At 67.8% G+C, this 16,873-nt stretch carries 13 protein-coding genes; 12 read left to right on the forward strand and 1 reads right to left on the reverse strand.

Annotation, left to right across the window (positions count from 1 at the left end; genetic code table 11):
• Positions 1 to 8: 8 nt before the first annotated feature.
• Both QQS53_RS05905 and QQS53_RS05910 read left to right on the forward strand, forming a co-directional pair.
• Entirely contained in the window at positions 9 to 1,508 is a 1,500-nt protein-coding gene (locus QQS53_RS05905; protein ID WP_472774959.1) for an alanine/glycine:cation symporter family protein, read from the forward strand.
• 36 nt (positions 1,509 to 1,544) lie between these two features.
• Positions 1,545 to 1,826: an acylphosphatase gene (locus QQS53_RS05910; RefSeq protein ID WP_472774960.1), complete on the forward strand. Its 282-nt coding sequence runs from the start codon at positions 1,545 to 1,547 to the stop codon at positions 1,824 to 1,826.
• A gap of 52 nt (positions 1,827 to 1,878) precedes the next feature.
• Here the strand turns inward: QQS53_RS05910 and QQS53_RS05915 are convergent, their stop codons facing one another.
• Positions 1,879 to 2,442, reverse strand: coding sequence for a TetR/AcrR family transcriptional regulator (locus tag QQS53_RS05915; protein ID WP_472774961.1), 564 nt, complete (start codon positions 2,440 to 2,442; stop codon positions 1,879 to 1,881).
• Positions 2,443 to 2,676: 234 nt separating this feature from the next.
• On the opposite strand from QQS53_RS05915, the gene smc reads away from it, so the two are divergent.
• From smc to QQS53_RS05965, 10 genes are all read left to right on the forward strand, one after another.
• Complete coding sequence (smc, locus tag QQS53_RS05920; protein WP_472774962.1) at positions 2,677 to 6,183, forward strand: chromosome segregation protein SMC; 3,507 nt, start codon at positions 2,677 to 2,679, stop codon at positions 6,181 to 6,183.
• 50 nt (positions 6,184 to 6,233) lie between these two features.
• The gene (ftsY, locus tag QQS53_RS05925) at positions 6,234 to 8,066 is read left to right on the forward strand and encodes a signal recognition particle-docking protein FtsY (protein ID WP_472774963.1); all 1,833 of its coding nucleotides are present in this window, start codon (positions 6,234 to 6,236) and stop codon (positions 8,064 to 8,066) included.
• 193 nt (positions 8,067 to 8,259) lie between these two features.
• Positions 8,260 to 11,205: a DUF4040 family protein gene (locus QQS53_RS05930; RefSeq protein ID WP_472774964.1), complete on the forward strand. Its 2,946-nt coding sequence runs from the start codon at positions 8,260 to 8,262 to the stop codon at positions 11,203 to 11,205.
• Positions 11,206 to 11,691 (forward strand): sodium:proton antiporter, encoded by a 486-nt coding sequence (locus QQS53_RS05935; RefSeq protein WP_083319211.1) that lies wholly within the window; start codon positions 11,206 to 11,208, stop codon positions 11,689 to 11,691.
• Between the two features lie 6 nt (positions 11,692 to 11,697).
• Positions 11,698 to 13,239, forward strand: coding sequence for a monovalent cation/H+ antiporter subunit D family protein (locus QQS53_RS05940; RefSeq protein WP_472774965.1), 1,542 nt, complete (start codon positions 11,698 to 11,700; stop codon positions 13,237 to 13,239).
• Positions 13,240 to 13,758 carry a monovalent cation/H+ antiporter subunit E gene (locus QQS53_RS05945; protein ID WP_472774966.1) on the forward strand — a complete coding sequence of 173 codons (519 nt, stop codon included), beginning with the start codon at positions 13,240 to 13,242 and terminating at the stop codon, positions 13,756 to 13,758.
• Positions 13,759 to 14,049: a cation:proton antiporter gene (locus QQS53_RS05950; RefSeq protein WP_409338163.1), complete on the forward strand. Its 291-nt coding sequence runs from the start codon at positions 13,759 to 13,761 to the stop codon at positions 14,047 to 14,049.
• Positions 14,050 to 14,053: 4 nt separating this feature from the next.
• On the forward strand, positions 14,054 to 14,401 hold the full coding sequence (locus QQS53_RS05955; protein WP_472772878.1) for a Na+/H+ antiporter subunit G: 348 nt from the start codon (positions 14,054 to 14,056) through the stop codon (positions 14,399 to 14,401).
• A 22-nt stretch (positions 14,402 to 14,423) separates the two neighbouring features.
• On the forward strand, positions 14,424 to 14,762 hold the full coding sequence (locus QQS53_RS05960; RefSeq protein WP_472774967.1) for a P-II family nitrogen regulator: 339 nt from the start codon (positions 14,424 to 14,426) through the stop codon (positions 14,760 to 14,762).
• A complete protein-coding gene (locus QQS53_RS05965; protein ID WP_472775063.1) occupies positions 14,750 to 16,852 on the forward strand; it encodes a [protein-PII] uridylyltransferase in 2,103 nt (700 codons plus the stop codon). The genes QQS53_RS05960 and QQS53_RS05965 overlap by 13 nt, the downstream gene beginning before the upstream one ends.
• The last annotated feature ends 21 nt before the right edge of the window (positions 16,853 to 16,873 follow it).

Genomic DNA, 16,873 nt, shown 5'->3' on the forward strand with positions numbered 1-16,873 from the left:
TTATTTACATGACTTTTCTTGAAAACATCGTTGGCACAGGCAACGATTTTCTGTGGACCTGGGTGGTGCCGTGGCTGCTGATCGGCGCGGGCATCTTCTTCGGCATTCGCACGGTTCTGGTCCAGATCCGCATGGTACCCGACATGTTCAAGGCCGTCGTCGAGCGGCCCAACGGCACCGGCCGCGATGAGGACGAGGACTACGGCGGCATCTCCGCCTTCAAGGCGTTTACCATCTCGGCCGCCTCCCGCGTGGGCACCGGCAACATCGCGGGCGTAGCCGTGGCCATCTCCCTGGGCGGTCCGGGCTCGGTGTTCTGGATGTGGATCATCGCCATTCTGGGCGGCGCGACCGCCTTTATCGAGTCCACGCTGGCCCAGCTGTGGAAGGTCCGCGACGGCGACGCCTATCGCGGCGGCCCGGCCTACTACATGAAGCGCGGCCTGGGCTGGGGCCCGCTGGGCGTAATCTTCTCCATCGCCATCGCCTTTACCTTCGGCTTTGTCTACAACGCCTTCCAGACCAACGCCATCGCGGATTCCCTGTCGACCTCGATGGGCAACGACAGCTTCGCCTTCAAGGCCATCGTGGGCGTTGTCATCGCGGCGATTTCCGGCCTCATCATCTTTGGCGGCGTCCAGCGCATTGCCAACATGACCCAGCTCATCGTGCCGTTCATGGCCGGCGCCTACCTGATTGTGGGCCTGTTCGTGGTGGTGACCAACCTGGACGCCGTCCCGGCCATGCTCGAGGCCATCATCGGCCACGCGCTCGGCTTCAGAGAGATCGCCGGCGCCGCCCTGGGTACTGCCATGATGCAGGGCATCCAGCGCGGCCTGTTCTCCAACGAGGCGGGCGAGGGCTCGGCCCCGAACGCCGCGGCGACCGCCACCGTCTCCCACCCGGTCAAGCAGGGCCTGGTGCAGACCCTGGGCGTGTACTTCGACACCCTGGTCGTGTGTACCATCACCGCCTTCATCATCCTGCTGGGCTCCGAGATCAACTACGGCGAGGAGGCCGAGGGCGTGTCCCTGACGCAGACCGCGCTGTCGTCCGAGGTGGGCGACTGGGGCATCCACTTCGTGACCTTCATCCTGTTCTTCCTGGCGTTTTCCTCCATCCTGGGCAACTACTACTTGGCCGAGGCCAACGTCGAGTACCTGTCGCGGTCCAAGGTCGTGCTGGTGGTCTTCCGCCTGGTCGTCCTCTTCTTCGTCTGGTTCGGCGCGGTGGGCACGCTGCCGCTGGTCTTCTCGCTGGCAGATACCGGCGCCGGGACCATGGTCGTGCTCAACATCATCGCCATCGTGCCGCTGAGCGGCGTGGCCATCAAGCTGCTCAAGAACTACAACGAGCAGCGCCGCAAGGGCGTGGACCCGGTCTTCCACCGGGACATGCTGCCCGAGGTCAAGCACGTCGAGTGCTGGGACGGCAGCGATCCGGTCACCCGGCGCAGCGTCGAGGATCGCCAGATCCTGCGCGACGATGCCGCCCCGGACAAGTCCTAGCCCGCCGCACGCAACAGGAAATAGGTGACAGCACAAATGACCAAGCGCATGACCGCCTTCGTCCACGGCCACGTCCAAGGGGTGGGGTTTCGGTGGTGGACCCGCTCGCGGGCGCTGGAGCTCGGGCTGTCCGGGCACGCGACCAACCTGCGGGACGGGCGCGTGCAGGTCGTGGCGGAAGGGACGGAAGAAGGCTGCGCGCGGCTGCTCGAGCTGCTGCGGGAAGAGCCCACAACGACGTCTCGCCCCGGCCGGGTGGATACTGTCGTGGAACAGTATTCCGACCCGCGGGGCGAGGAAGGATTTATCGAGCGCTAAAAGCCCAGCGCCTTAGCTGCTGTCAACGGCTGTCAACGGCTGTCAACGGCTGCTAGCGCGGTGGGCGGATCGTGGTGGAGACCAGGTTAGGCGGCTCGGGTAGGGAGCGGGTGACCTCGACGGCGCGCTCCAAAAGCTCCTCTTTGGGCATGGAGAAATCGTTATCCGCCCAACACATGATGATGTTGAACAGGAGCCCGTTCCAGGTCACGCCGGCGATGGTGTCGTCGAATTCCGTGAGGTTCTTGTTGAGCTCTTCTAGGATGCGGTAGTGCGCGCCGGCGGAGATGGCCAGGGTCAGCTCCTCGCGGTAGTGCCAGGTCTTGTCCAGCACCGCGGCCCAGTAGCTGCGCAGGGAATCGCGCGCTGAGGGGGTGGTGCCGATTTCGTCGAAGACGCGGTGGATGAACTGTTCCACTACTGAGTCTTTGGTGGGGAAGTGACGGTAGAACGAGGACCGCGAGATCTTCGCGGTCCGGATGATCTCGGAGGCCGTGATATCGGCAAAGAGCTTGTCCTTAGCGAGGACTTTGACGGCCTGGAAAACTGCCCGGCGGGTTTCTTGCTTACTGCGCTCGTTGTGAGCGCGCAAGGCCCGGGCCTGAGGAGTGGTCACCTTGTTTTCAACTCAGCTTTCTTGGGTAGGGTTCAACCGGGGAAGTTGAACTAAGGTTCAACAGTTAATCCTAGAGCATATTCACGGGAAAATTTAACTTAGTTCAGCAAAATTTTACCTGATATGTTAACACCGTTTGGTATGGGTTGCGCTTATACCCAAACGGTGTCATCCGCCGTGGTTAGCCGCGTCTGGTGCGCGGCCGGGGCGGGATAAGTTGTTAGACTTTGTCCAATGCACCTGAAATCACTCACGCTCAAAGGCTTTAAGTCCTTTGCCTCGGCGACGACGCTCAAATTCGAGCCGGGGATCTGCGCGGTGGTGGGCCCGAACGGCTCGGGTAAATCCAACGTGGTCGACGCCCTCGCGTGGGTGATGGGGGAGGGCAGCGCCAAGACGCTGCGCGGCGGCAAGATGCAGGACGTCATCTTCGCCGGCGCCGGCGACAAAAAGCCGCTCGGCCGCGCCGAGGTTACCCTGACCATCGACAACGCCGACGGGGCGCTGCCCATCGACTACCGCGAGGTCTCCGTGACCCGCCGCATGTTCCGCGACGGCGCCAGCGAGTATGAAATTAATGGTTCCAAGGCGCGGCTCATGGACATCCAGGAGTTGCTCTCGGACTCCGGTATCGGCCGCGAGATGCATATCATCGTCGGCCAGGGCAAGCTCGCGGAGATCCTCGAGTCCCGGCCGGAGGAGCGGCGTTCCTATATTGAGGAAGCGGCCGGCGTCTTGAAACACCGGCGCCGCCGCGAGAAGGCCCAGCGCAAGCTCAACGGCATGCAGGCCAACCTGGACCGGCTGACCGACCTGACCGAGGAGCTGGGCAAGCAGCTCAAGCCCCTGGCCCGCCAGGCCGAGGCCGCCCAGCGCGCCGCGACCGTCCAGGCGGACCTGCGCGACGCCCGCCTGGGGCTGGCCGGCGCCCGGATCGTCTCCCTGCGCGGCCAACTCGACGATGCCCGCGCGGCCACCCAGCGCGTTTCCGAATCCCTGGCCACGTCCCAGGCCGTGCTGGAAGAGACCACCGGCGCCCAGCTCGACATCGAGACCGAGTTGGAAGAGGTCGCCCCCGCGGCGGAGGCGGCCCAGCAGGTCTGGTTCGACCTGTCCAACCTGAGTGAGCGGATCGCCGCGACCCTGCGCATTGCCGCCGAGCGCGCTCGCAACTCGGGCGAGGCCACCGCCTACCAGGGCCAGGACCCGGAAGAATTGGAGGCTCGGGCCCGCCAGGCGGACGAGGACTACGAGATGCTGCTGGCCAGCGCCGAAGCCGCCGCTGAGGCCTTCGAGGAGGCTAAGGAAGAAGTCGCCGCGCGCCAGGAGGACTACGCCGCGGAGGAAAAGGAACACCGCGCCCAGGTCCGCGCGCTGGCCGACCGCCGCGAAGGCGTGGTGCGCCTGGTCGCGCAGGAAGAATCCCAGACCGCCCGCGTGGAGCAGGCGGAGGCGGAGCTGGCCCGCCAGGAGGCCACGTGCGAGTCCACGCGGGAACGCGTGCACAACGCCCGCCGGGAGGCCGACGACGTCGGCGACAAGCTCACCGCGCTGCAGGCCGAGCGCGAGCCGCTCGACGAGGCCCACGTGCGCGCCGCCAGCGAATCCGACGCCGCCGACAAGCGCCTGGAGCAGCTGCGCGACGATCAGCGCGACCGCGACCGTGAGGTCTACACGCTGCGGGCCCAGATCGACACCCTGGCGCAGACCGCCCCGCCGGCCATCGAGCTCGGCGCGGCCTTTTCCCCGCTGGCCGAGCACGTCACCACGAAATACGACACCGCCCTGGCCGCGGCGCTGGGGGCCTTTGCCGAGGCCCAGGCCGGGCACGTCGACGGCGACGTGTTGGACAAGCTCATCGGCGCCGCCCGCACCGCCGTGGTGGACACCGACGCCCCGGCCAGTTCCGGCTGGCGCCTGCGGGCCGAGCTGCCCGCCGGGACCAGCTGGCTGCTCGACGAGGTCGAGGTAGACCCCGCCGTCAGCGCCGGCCTGAACCGCCTGCTCGCCGACGTCGTGTTAGCCCCCACGGTGGATGCCGCCCGGGAGGTCGTCGCCGCCGACCCGCGCCTGCGGGCGGTGACCCCCGACGGGGTGCTCTGCGGCGAGGGCTGGCTGCAGGCCGGCACCGGCGCGTCTTCGACCGTGGAGGTCAGCGCGCAGATCGCGCAGGCGCGCCAGCGCCTGGAGGCGGCGCAGACCGCCGCCGAGGAACTCTCCGGCACCCTGGAGGGCGCCAAGCAGGCGGCCGAGGAGGCCCGCGTCGCGGCGGCCTCGGCGACCGCGGCCCTGCAGGAGCACGACGCCCAGATCGCGGCCTGGCAGCGCGACCACCAGCGCCTAGTCCAGCAGGTCGAGGCCAACACCAAGGAGCACGAGAAGGCCGCCGCCCGCGCCACCGAGCTGGATGTCGAGCTCGATAAGGCGCGCGAAGAACTAGAGCAAACCCGCGACCGGCTTAGCCGCGTCGATGACGACGAGGCCACCGAGGAGCCGGATTCCGCGGCCCGCGACGCGGCATCGGCGGCGCTGGAGCAGGCCAAAAACCGCCAGGTGGAGGCCCAATATGCCGCGCGCTCGGCGCAGGAGAAGGTCTCCCAGGTAGCCGGCAAGGCGGACAACTTGCGCCGGCAGGCCGAAAACGAGCGCCTGGCCAAGCAGCGCCACGACAACGCCCAGGCCCGCCGCCGCGCGCAGGCCCGCCTGGCGGCCGCCGTGCAGCGCCACGCCGAGGACCTGGGCGCCCGGGCCGCGGACGCCCTTGACCGCGCCACCGAGCGCCGCGACGAGCTGGTCAACCAGCGCAACGTGCTCAACGCGCGGCTGGCCTCGGCCAAGCAGGCCGTTTCCTCGGCCCGGCAGCAGGCCGAAAGGCTTACCCAGCAGGCCCACGATGCCGAGGTCGCCCAGACCCAGGCCCAGGTCCGCGTCGACGAGGCGGAGGCAAAGGTCACCGAGCAGCTTGGCATCTCCATCGCCGACCTTTTGCGCGATTACACCCCGGGCCCGGAGTTCGACCAGGCCGCGGAGAAGAAACGCCTCAAGCAGGCGGAGAAGGACCTGAACTCGCTGGGCAAGGTCAACCCGCTGGCGCTGGAGGAGTACCGCGCGCTGGAGGAGCGCTACCGCTACCTGTCCACGCAGCTCGACGACGTCATCCAGGCCCGCCGCGACCTGGAAGGGGTCATCGAGGACGTCGACGCGCGCATTCTGCAGCTGTTCACCGACGCCTGGCGCGACGTGGAGGCCGAATTCCCGAAGGTCTTTTCCACCCTCTTCCCGGGCGGCGAGGGCCGCTTGGTGCTCACCGAGCCGGATTCCATGCTCACCACCGGCATCGAGGTCGAGGCCCGCCCGCCGGGGAAGAAAGTCAAGCGCCTGTCCTTGCTTTCCGGCGGGGAGAAGTCCCTGACCGCGCTGGCGATGCTGGTCGCCATCTTCCGCGCCCGCCCCTCGCCCTTCTACGTCATGGACGAGGTCGAGGCCGCCCTCGACGACGTCAACCTGCGCCGGCTTATCGCGCTGTTCGAGGAGCTGCGCAACGACTCGCAGCTCATCGTGATCACCCACCAGAAGCCGACGATGGACGTGGCCAACGTCCTCTACGGCGTGACCATGCGCGGCGACGGCATCACCCGGGTCATCTCCCAGCGTATGAACCCTGCCGGCACGGCTCCGGGCGCCGAGCAGGCTGCTGACGATGCCGCCCGCCTCGGCGTCGATGCCTCCGCCCGGGGTTAAACCGCGGGCCCACCTCACTAACGCGGCCGTTTGCTGGCACTATGGAAGGCATGGAATCTAACTTAGCGCTATGGATTGGCATTGCCGTCGTCGTGCTTATCGTCATCGCCCTAGTGGCGGTGGTTTTAGTAGGCAAGCGCCGCGGCGACAGCAAGAAGGTGTCCTTCAACCAGGAAGACACCGAGCCGAAGGAACTGACCCAGCAGGAAAAATCAGGGAACTACCAGGCCAAGTCCGGCTTTAACTTTGCCGCCGGCAGCGAGCCCGACAAGCAGCCCGCCGGCACACCGAACGCCACCGGCAACGCGAACGCCGCGGGCATGGCGGGGGTCTTTGCCTCTGCCCACGACGCCCCGGCCAAGGGCGAGCAGCCGGCCCCGGCGGCCCGGGCCGACTCCTCCCGGCCCGACTCCGCCCAGGTGGACGGCCAAGAGCCGAACGCCGGCACGACCGGCGGCGAAAAGCCCGAGAGCGTCACCGATATCGCGGCCGCGGCCGTCGCCCGCGCGAAGTCCGATGAGCTCGCCGACGCCCCGCTCGCCTCCGAGGCCGACCGTGCCGAAGCCGCGGCGCCGTCTGAGAATCCTGAGAAGGCCAAGCCGTCCGAGGCAGCCGAGAAGGCCGAGGCAGCCGAGAAGACCGAAGCAGGGGAGAAGGCCGAGCCCGCAGCACCGGCAGAACCGTTAAAGCCGGCCGAAGCTGACGGCCCGGCTGAGCCGGAAACCCCGGCGGCCCCGCAGGAGCCGGAGGCCGCGGACCAGCCCGCACAGGATGAGACCTCCACCGCGGAGGCCGAGGAAGCCGCGGCGGCCGCCGACGCGCAGACCAGCTCCGCGGAGCGCGCGCTCGCGGAGACCCCGGCGCCTTCGCCGGCTCCCGCCGCGGACGCGGCAGCGGAGTCGGCGGATGAGCCCGCGGCGGAGACCGCGTCCGAACCCGCGGAACCGCGCGAGGAGATCGCGCCGGCCGTCGGCCGCCTGGGCCGGATGCGCGGGCGCCTGTCGCGTTCCCAGAACGCTATCGGCCAGGGCCTGATGGGCATTCTGTCTGCCGGCGACCTGGACGATGACGCCTGGGAGGAAATCGAAGACACCCTCATCATGGCGGACCTGGGCACCAAGTCGACGCTGAAGGTCACGGAGTCCCTGCGCGAGAAGATCGCCGAGCGCGGCGTCAGCAGCGAGGACGAGGCCCGCGCCATGCTGCGCGAGGCGCTCATCGAGGCCGGCCACGTGGAGATGGACCGCTCCATTAAGGCGATGCCGCACGACGGCAAGCCCGCGGTCGTCATGGTCGTCGGCGTCAATGGCACCGGCAAGACCACCACCACGGGCAAGCTGGCCCGCGTGCTGGTCTCCCTGGGTAAGAAGGTTCTGCTGGGCGCGGCGGATACCTTCCGCGCCGCGGCGGCGGACCAGCTCGAGACCTGGGGCAAGCGCGTGGGCGCGGAGACCGTGCGTGGCAAGGAAGGCGCGGATCCGGCATCGGTGGCTTTCGATGCCGTCGCCGCCGGCGTCGAAAACCAAGTCGACGTCGTTCTGGTCGACACCGCCGGCCGCCTGCACACCTCCACCGACCTGATGGACCAGCTGGGCAAGGTCAAGCGCGTGGTGGAAAAGAAGTCGCAGGTCGACGAGGTGCTGCTGGTCATCGACGCCACCGTCGGCCAGAACGGCCTGGTCCAGGCGCGTATCTTCCGCGAGGTCGTGGACATCACCGGCGTGGTGCTGACCAAGCTGGACGGTACCGCCAAGGGCGGCATCGTCTTCCAGGTGCAGGAAGAACTCGGCGTGCCGGTGAAGCTCGTGGGGCTGGGCGAGGGCGCCGACGACCTGGCGCCCTTCGAGGTCGAAAGCTTCGTCGACGCCCTGTTGGGGAGCTAAGAAAACACCCCATCTGTCCCACCTTGGCCCCTGGCTGCTGCTGGCAGCCGGGGCCAAAGTGATCGGCGGTCCGCCCGGGCAGTGACGTGATCCGGATTAACCACAGTGCTAATCTGGGGAGGCTGTATTTATGCTATTTTCAGCAAACTCCATACATGTCCATTACCGTCCATCGTGTTAAGGCTTTAAACCTGTGACGCTTTTATATGTTGTCCTTCTCGCGGCGCTGGCAGTGGTGTGCTCGCCCGTCGCGGTCAAGGTACTTGATCGAAAAGCAGGGTGGCCGCTGGCGGCTATCTTCGTCGTGGCGGCGGGACTCCTCCTTCGAGAAATTCCCGCAATCTCTAGCGGGAATGGCATCGAGTACCAGCTGATCTGGGTCGCGGACTTCCTCGCGCCCGGGGTGGACGCTGGGGTCTCGTTGCGCGCGGATGCCCTCGGCGCGTTCTTCGCACTGCTCGCGCTTGTGGTAGGCGCCGTCGTCCTTATCTATTCCGCCGCGTACCTTCCCAAGCACCAAGGCAACGTCAGCTTCTACACGCTGATGACCGCCTTTACTATGTCGGTGCTCCTGCTGGTGCTGGCCGACGACGTGATCGTGCTTTTCATGGCCTGGGAGCTGGTCTCCCTGGCCTCGTTCATGCTGATCGCGCGCTCCGGTGCCACCGGTGAACCGGGCTCGCAGCGCACCCTCGTCCTGACGTTTATCGGCGGGCTGACGCTGCTGACCGCCGTGGCGATTGCCGCTACCGCCGTGGGGTCGACGAACCTGCACGCCATCCTGACTTCGCCAGTCTGGGCGGAGAACCACGCGCTGACTGTCGGGGTCGCGGTGCTCATCGCCGTCTCCGCCTTCACCAAGGCCGCGCAGTTCCCGTTCCACTTCTGGCTGCCGGAGGCCATGGCGGCCGCCACGCCGGTCTCGGCGTTCCTGCACGCCGCCGCCGTGGTCAAGGCGGGCATCTACCTGCTTATCCGTTTCTCGACGGTATTCCACGACGTCGCGGTCTGGAACTGGTTGCTGATCGTGGTCGGCATGGGCACGGCAATCATGTCCGCGCTCTTTGCCGTCCAGAAGACCGACCTGAAGAAGCTGACCGCTTATTCGACGGTCTCGCACCTGGGCTGGATCGTGGCGACCATCGGCGTGGGCACCCCGTTTGCCATCGCCGCCGCCGTCGTCCACACCCTGGCGCACGCGCTGTTTAAGTCCTCGCTGTTCATGCTCATCGGCGTCATCGACCACGAGGCCGGGTCCCGCAACATCAAGGACCTGGGCAAGCTGTGGAACAAGATGCCTTTCACGTTCGTCTCCGTGGTCATCGGCGCGGCCTCCATGGCCGCGGTCCCGCCGCTTCTGGGCTTCGTGTCCAAGGAGGGCATGCTGACCGCGTTCCAGGACGCACCCATCGGGGGCGCCGGGGTAGTGGTCCTGCTGATAGCCGCCGGCATCGGCGCGCTGCTGACGTTTACCTACTCGGCGAAGCTCGTCTTCGGGGCCTTCATCGACGGCGACAAGGACATGTCCGGCGTCCACGAGGCCCCGGTCTCCCTGTGGCTGCCGGCCGCCCTGCCCGGACTCATGTCCGTCCCGCTGGTCTTCATCCTCGGGCTTTTCGATGCCCCCTTGGACAACATTGCCGCCGCCGTCGGCATGGATCACCACAGCCACCTGGCGCTGTGGCACGGCATCAACGTGCCGCTGGTGATTTCCGTGGTGGTGCTGGTGCTCGGCATCGCCGGCTTGGCCGTGCGCCGCCCGCTGTGGTCGGCGCTGGAATCCCGCGAGCTGCTGCCCGCCAACGGCAACCAGCTCCTGCACGGGCTGCACAAGGCCAGCGAGGGCATCGGCCGCGTGTTCGCCTCCCTGGCCGCCACCCACAACCCGTCGCGCCACCTGCTGCCCATCGTGCTGCTGGTGGTCCTGCTGGCGGCAACGACGCTGTTCGGCAGCGAGGGCATCGACGGCCAGGCCCTGGCCCCGCGCGTCGACGGCCTGGACAACCCGTGGGACCTGCTGCCCCTGGGCATCATCGTGCTATCGATGTTCGGCCTGGTGCGCACCCAGAACCGCCTGACCGGCGCGGTCATGGTCGGCGCGGTCGGCGTCGGCGTGACCCTGCAGATGTTCCTGCTGGGCGCGCCGGACGTCGCCCTGACCCAGTTCACGGTGGAGGCCCTGTCCGTCATCGTGATGATGATGGTGCTGCGCTACCTGCCGGAGAAATTCGAGCCGGTGCGCAACCCGCGCCGCCGCTACGGCTCCGTGGTGGTGGCCGTGCTGGCCGGTATCACCGCCTTCCTCGGCGTGTGGACGCTGATGGGCCGCCACGAGCGCTCCGACCTGGCCGAGTGGTACTTGAACAACGCCCCGGACATCACCGGCGGCGACAACGTCGTGGCCACCATCATCGTGGAGTTCCGTGCCCTGGATACCCTGGGCGAGCTCTCCGTGCTGGGCATGGCCGCCGTGGTCATCGCCGCGGTGACGACCACGCTGCCGCGCTTCCCGTTCTCGCCGGGCACCCGCCCGGCCCCGTTCGGGCAGTCGCAGCTGAACTCCGTGCCCATGCGTAAGGCCCTGCAGATCGTGGTGCCGATCCTGGTCATCATGTCGGTCATCGTCTTCTTCCGCGGGCACAACGCCTCCGGCGGCGGCTTCCCGGCTGCGCTTATCATGGGCGCGGCCATCGGCCTGACCTACCTCTCCCGGGGCCGCGACGAGATCGTCTTCGGCCAGATGGCGCCCATCCGCCTGACCGGCATCGGCATCATCATCGCGCTGGTGGCCGGCTTCATCGGCTACCTGGCCGACCCGAGCGGCTTCCTGGTGGCCATCCACGGCGAGGCCCTGGGCCAGCACTGGACCACCTCGCTGATTTTCGACCTGGGCATCTACCTGGCCGTGCTGGGCATGCTGACGATGGCCATCAACGCCCTGGGCGGCTACCTGCGCCCGGGCACCGAGCGCGAGTACCTGCCGTGGGTCCACGACGACGACTCCGTGCTCACCAACACTCCGCAGGCCACGATGGAAGACATCGACGACCCGTACCCCGACCCAATCAACCCGGCGCAATCGCCGAAGCCGGTGCTGACCCGCTCGCGGCGCGGCGCCCGTAAGAAGGGGGAGAAATAAATGATTCTGGCTTTGACCATCGCCGTCTTGATCGGTGGGGCCGTCTACCTCATCCAGCAGCGCGGCCTCGTGCGGATCGTGCTGGGCATGATGTGCTTCGGCCACGGCGCTAACCTGACGCTGCTGGCTACCGGCGTCTACTCCTTCCGCGGTGAGGCCTTCCCGTCCCAGACCCCGCCGGAGCAGATGGCGGACCCGCTGCCGCAGGCCTTCGTGCTGACCGCCGTGGTGATTTCCATGGCGACCGCGACCATCCTGCTGACGCTGGCCGCCATGGGGCCCAACGACGACACCGATGCCGCCGACCCCGTCGACGACAACACCGTCGACCACCCGTTCTCGACCCTGGGTCGCGACGCGCACAACCAGGACATCCGACAGCGCTCCGACGAGGCGGTGCGCCGCATCCAGCACGCCCGCGACGCCTACGAGGACGTCTACGAGACCCAGCAAGCTGCCGCCGACCGCACCGCGAAGGAGGGCTAGGCACCAATGTACGACCTAGTAAGCCAAATGCTGCCGCTGTTTCCGGCAGTACCGCTCATCGCGGCGGCCTTCGCGCTGCTGGCGCCCTGGCGCCCGGTCCGCGACGCCATCATGCTGGTGGTGCCCGCCGTCGGCGTCTTCGCCGGCCTGGGCCTGCTGGCCTATACGGTCAACAACGGCCCGGTGGCCCACAACGTGGGCATGTACCCGGGCAACGTGGCCATCCCGTTCGTGGGTGATTCCTTCTCCGCGATCATGCTGACCACCGCGATGATCGTCTCCTTCGGCGCGAACTGGTTCGCCATCGCCGGCGGGGAGACCAAGTCGCGCTACTACCCGTCGCTGACGCTCATCCTGCTGACGGGCGTGGCCGGCGCGCTGATTACCGCCGACCTGTTCAACTTCTTCGTGTTCATCGAGGTCATGTTGCTGCCGTCCTACGGGCTCATCACGATGTCCGGCACCTGGGCCCGCCTGGCCTCGGGCCGCGCCTTCGTGCTGGTGAACCTGTTCGCCTCCACGCTGCTGGTGGTGGGCGTGGGCTACATGTACTCCGTGACCGGCTCCGTGAACATTGCGGCCTTGAACGGCGTGGCGGCCGGCAACGGCCCCGCGACGGTGGCCGCCGGGCTAATCATCATCGCGATTTCGGCCAAGGCCGGCGTCTTCCCGGTCCACACTTGGCTGCCGCGCACCTACCCGGGCACCTCCGCCGCGGTCATGGGCCTGTTTTCCAGCCTCCACACGAAGGTGGCGGTCTACATGCTCTACCGCCTCTACGTCCACCTCTTCGACCTGGACGCCCGTTGGGGCGCGCTTATCGTCGTGGTGATGATCCTGTCGATGGCCGTCGGCTCTTTCGGCGGCCTGGCCGAGGCCACCATCCGCCGCGTGCTGGGCTACCAGATGCTCAACGGCATGCCGTTCATCCTCATCATGCTGGCGTTTACCGCCGCCGATGCGCAGCGCGCCCTGGCCGCCGGCATCCTCTACACGATCCACCACATGATCACCGTCGGCTCGCTCATCCTGGCCTCCGGCGCCATCGAGGAGACCTACGGCACCGGCCGGCTCAACAAGCTGTCCGGGCTGGCGCGCAGGGATCCCATCATCGCGTGGATCTTCGCCGCCGGCGCCTTCTCCGTGGTCGGCTTCCCGCCGTTTTCGGGCATGTGGGGCAAGGTCATGCTGGTCGTGGAGATTGCCCGCAACGGCAACGGCTGGGCGTGGGCCGCGATTACGGCCATCGTGGTGGCGTCCTTCGCGGCCTTCCTGGCCATGCTGCGCGTGTGGCGCAAGGTCTTCTGGGGCCGCCAGCTCTCCCAGGACGAGGTCCCCGACGAGCTGGTCATCCGCAAGAAGCTCATGGCCCCGTCGGCCGCGCTCATCCTGGGTTCGCTGACGATGTTCATCCTGGCCGGCCCCGTCATCGAATACACCATGGCGGCCGCGGGCGACCTGCTGGATACCGGCAGCTACATCCACGCGGTCCTGGGCGATGATGCCGTCGCGCTGCCTAACCCGTCCGTTCTGGAGGGAGGAGCATAAATGCACGTTGTAACGTATATCCTCTGGTTCATTAAGGAAATCTTCGTCTCCGGCTTCCAGCTCGCAGCCTGCTCGTTCAAGGCTGATACGGGCTACCACCCGGTCATTGTGCGCTACCCGCTGCGCGTGACCAGCAGCTGGGAGCTGTTCTGGCTGACTTCCTCGATTACCGCCACGCCGGGCACCCTGTCGCTCGGCCTGCGCGAACCCCCGCGGGAGGGCCTGCCGCGCATCGTCATCGTTCAGGCCGTGCTGGGCGACGACCCCGCGGAGGTCCTGGCCGGCATCGCGGAGATGGAGGAGCGCCTGGCCCCGCACGTCAAGGAGCTCGACTACGGAGTGCCCGGGCAGGGCAGCGCCACCGAGGCCGACCCGGCGTTCTACGAGTACCCGCTCGAGTCCGTGGGCCGCTACCTGCGCGCGCCGGAGCTGGCCGACACGGAAGATCAGCCCATCTCCGAGGACGAGTCCCTGGCCACCCGCAGCTGGCGCCGCCAGCAGAAAGGCAAGGACGTTTAAATGTTTGACGTATCCGCTTTTACCGCTTTCGACTGGTTGGTTGCCGCCTGCGTGTTCATCATGGGCCTGTGCGTTTTCGCCGCGCTCGTGCTGACCCTGCGCACGCGCGACGAGCTCACCCGCGCGGTGGTCGCCGACCTCATCTTCTACGGCATGCTCGCCATCTTCCTGGCCCGCTCAACCATCGTCTACTCGTCCATCGCCTACGACATCGCGCTGCTGGCCGCCATCGCCGGCGGCGTGCTGCCGACGCTGTCGATGGCCCGCATCATCTCGAAGGGAAGGCGCTAAACCCATGGCTATCTACGAAATTGTGGCCTCCGTGCTCATCATCGTCGCCACGGTGCTGGTTCTGGCCACCACCGTCGCGGTCTGGCGCGCCCCGGACGCGCTGACGCGGGTGAACCTGCTGGGCCCGACCATCTGTCTGGCCATCCCGCTGCTGCTCGTGGCTAAACTGGTGGTGGACTTTTCCACGGAGGGCTTCGACGTCATGTCGCTTGTCAAGGCGCTCGCCGCGTGCTTCGGCGTGTGGATCATCGGCGCCATCGGCTCCTACTACATGGGCCGCTCGATTTACGGCGTGACCGTCACCGACGTCAAGCATTCCCTCCGCATCCAACAGCAGCAGAAGCAGCAGTAGAGCACAGGAAGGTTTTTCATCCATGAAACTCGTGACCGCCATCGTGAAGCCGTTTACCCTGCCGGAAATCCGCGAGGCCTTGGGCCAGCTGGAGGTCCACGGCCTCACCGTGACCGAAGTGCAGGGTTTCGGCCGCCAGCGCGGCCACAGCGAGGTCTACCGCGGCGCGGAATACGCCACGGACTTCGTGCCGAAGGTCAAGCTCGAGATGGTCGTGGCTGACGACGCCGCCGCCGAGGTCATCGACGCCGTCATCGACGCGGCCTACACCGGCAAGATCGGCGACGGCAAGATCTGGGTCAGCCCGGTCGAGGACGTCGTCCGTGTACGCACCGGGGAGCGGGGAGAATCCGCCCTCTAGAACTGCGGGACAACGCCTATCAGCGCGCGCTAGAACTCCTGCGCAGCCTGCCCGTCCCGCCAGGCTGCGCGCTGGCCGCCACGGGCTCTTTCGCCCGCCGGGAGATGACCCCGCGCTCGGACCTGGACCTGATGCTGCTGTGCCCGGACGATGCCCCCATCCCGGATGCCACCGACCTCTGGAACCCCATCTGGGACGCGGGCTACCACCTGGATTTCGCGGTGCGCACCCCGCGCGAGTGCGGCGAAATCGCCGCCCAGGATACCGCCGCCGGCCTGTCCCAGCTGGAGCTGACCCACGTCTCCGGCTCCAAAATGCTTGTCGATGCCGCCCGCGCCCGCCTCTATTCCTCCTGGCGGCGCCAGCTCCAGCGCAACTTCGACGCCTTCTTGGATCTGGCCATCCGCCGCTGGCACCGCTCCGGCTCCGTGGCGACGATGACGAAGCCGGACGTGAAAAACGGCCGCGGGGGCCTGCGTGATATCCAGCTGCTGCGCGCGCTCGCGCTGGGCAACCTGTGCGACGCGCCCGACCTGAGCGCCGAGACCCGCCTGCTGCTCGACGTGCGCACGCTGCTACACGAGCACGCGCGCCGGCGCCGGGATGTGCTGGACCCGGAGTTTGCGGCATCGGTAGCCGCGGAGCTGGGGTACGCGGACCGCTACGAGCTGTCCGCGGCCTTAGTGGATACGGCCACGCGCGTCGACCGCGCGGTGGAGCGCGGGCTGGCCACGGCCCGGGGGCTGGTGGGCAAGCGGGGCGCGCACTCGCCGCGGCGGCCGCTGGACCTGGACGTTATTGACAACGGCGGCTATATCACGCTCTCGCGCCACCCCAACCTGGAAGACCCCGCCCTGGTTTTACGCGTCGGGGCGGCCGCCGCCCGCACGGGGCGCCCCGTGGCCGCCGGCGTGTGGCACACCTTGCGCGAGCTGCCCGCCCTGCCGGAGCGCTTCACCGCCGCCGCCACCGACGACTTTTTCGCCCTACTGTCCTCGCCGGCGAATACGCCGCGGGTCATCCGGGAGATGGACGCGCACGGGCTGTGGGAGAAGATCGTGCCCGAGTGGGCGCACATCCGGGGGCTGATGCCGCGCGAGCGGGTTCACACCCACAGCATCGACTACCACAGCCTGGCGACGGTGGCGCGCTGCGCCGAGCAACGTACCAGCGTGGCCCGCCCGGACATCTTGCTGCTGGCGGCGCTCTTCCACGACATCGGCAAGGGCTATGACCGCCCGCACGCGCTAGTCGGGGCGGAGATGGTAACCCGCATGGCCGCGCGCTTGCGGCTGAACCTGGCCGACAGGTCGCGGGCGCAGACCCTGGTCGCCGAGCACACCACCCTGTCGCGGCTGGCCCGCACCATGGATCCGGCCTCGGACGCGGCCCGCGACAGCCTCCTGACCGCCTGCCACTACGATCAGCTCACCGTCTCCCTGCTGTCCGTGCTCGCGCGCGCCGATGCCGAGTCCACCGGCCCCGGGGTCTGGAACAACCGGTTGGAGTCGGCCGCGGGGCAGCTGTGCCGCCGCGCTCTGCAGGCCCTGGTGCCGCAGCCGCACGTGCGCCCGCGCGTGGCCGCGCCCAGCCAGCTGACGGTGACCCGCGATAGCGACAACCAGCTGCTGACGGTGTCGCTGCACGCGGAGCAGCGTGGCATCGTCGAGGTTTTGGCCCTGCTGGCCGCCCTGGGCTGGACCGTGGTCAACTCGCGCATGGAGTACACGGGCGGGGCGCTGGCGGCGGAGTTTTCCGCGCGCACGGTGCAGGAGTCCTGGGAGGACGCCAGCGATATCGACCGCTTCCTGCAGGCCTACAAGTCCGGCGTGCACTCGCGGCTGCCGCAGGTCGCCGGCGGGCACACGACGGCGATGTTCAACGCGGAAGGCCTGCTGGAGGTGCGCACCGTCGAGCGGCGGGCGGCGCTGGGCACGCTCATCGCCCAGCTGCCGGAGATCGAGTGGATGGAGCACGCGGCGCTGGGCGCGACGATGATCGTGACCATCTGCCTGCGCGGCAACCCCTACACGGGCTTAAGCCGCGCCGCGGTGGTTGCGAATGTGACCGCGGCCCTGTCAAGCGACTAAGCTGGGGGAGTTAATAGATAA

The sequence above is a fragment of the Corynebacterium sp. 2571A genome (genome assembly GCF_055700935.1).

What these genes read in the sequence shown, in the direction of transcription:
- QQS53_RS05905 (WP_472774959.1), top strand. Translation starts at nt 9, where the DNA reads ATGACTTTTCTTGAAAACATCGTTGGCACAGGCAACGATTTTCTGTGG.
- QQS53_RS05910 (WP_472774960.1), top strand. Translation starts at nt 1,545, where the DNA reads ATGACCAAGCGCATGACCGCCTTCGTCCACGGCCACGTCCAAGGGGTG.
- smc (WP_472774962.1), top strand. Translation starts at nt 2,677, where the DNA reads ATGCACCTGAAATCACTCACGCTCAAAGGCTTTAAGTCCTTTGCCTCG.
- ftsY (WP_472774963.1), top strand. Translation starts at nt 6,234, where the DNA reads ATGGAATCTAACTTAGCGCTATGGATTGGCATTGCCGTCGTCGTGCTT.
- QQS53_RS05935 (WP_083319211.1), top strand. Translation starts at nt 11,206, where the DNA reads ATGATTCTGGCTTTGACCATCGCCGTCTTGATCGGTGGGGCCGTCTAC.
- QQS53_RS05940 (WP_472774965.1), top strand. Translation starts at nt 11,698, where the DNA reads ATGTACGACCTAGTAAGCCAAATGCTGCCGCTGTTTCCGGCAGTACCG.
- QQS53_RS05945 (WP_472774966.1), top strand. Translation starts at nt 13,240, where the DNA reads ATGCACGTTGTAACGTATATCCTCTGGTTCATTAAGGAAATCTTCGTC.
- QQS53_RS05950 (WP_409338163.1), top strand. Translation starts at nt 13,759, where the DNA reads ATGTTTGACGTATCCGCTTTTACCGCTTTCGACTGGTTGGTTGCCGCC.
- QQS53_RS05955 (WP_472772878.1), top strand. Translation starts at nt 14,054, where the DNA reads ATGGCTATCTACGAAATTGTGGCCTCCGTGCTCATCATCGTCGCCACG.
- QQS53_RS05960 (WP_472774967.1), top strand. Translation starts at nt 14,424, where the DNA reads ATGAAACTCGTGACCGCCATCGTGAAGCCGTTTACCCTGCCGGAAATC.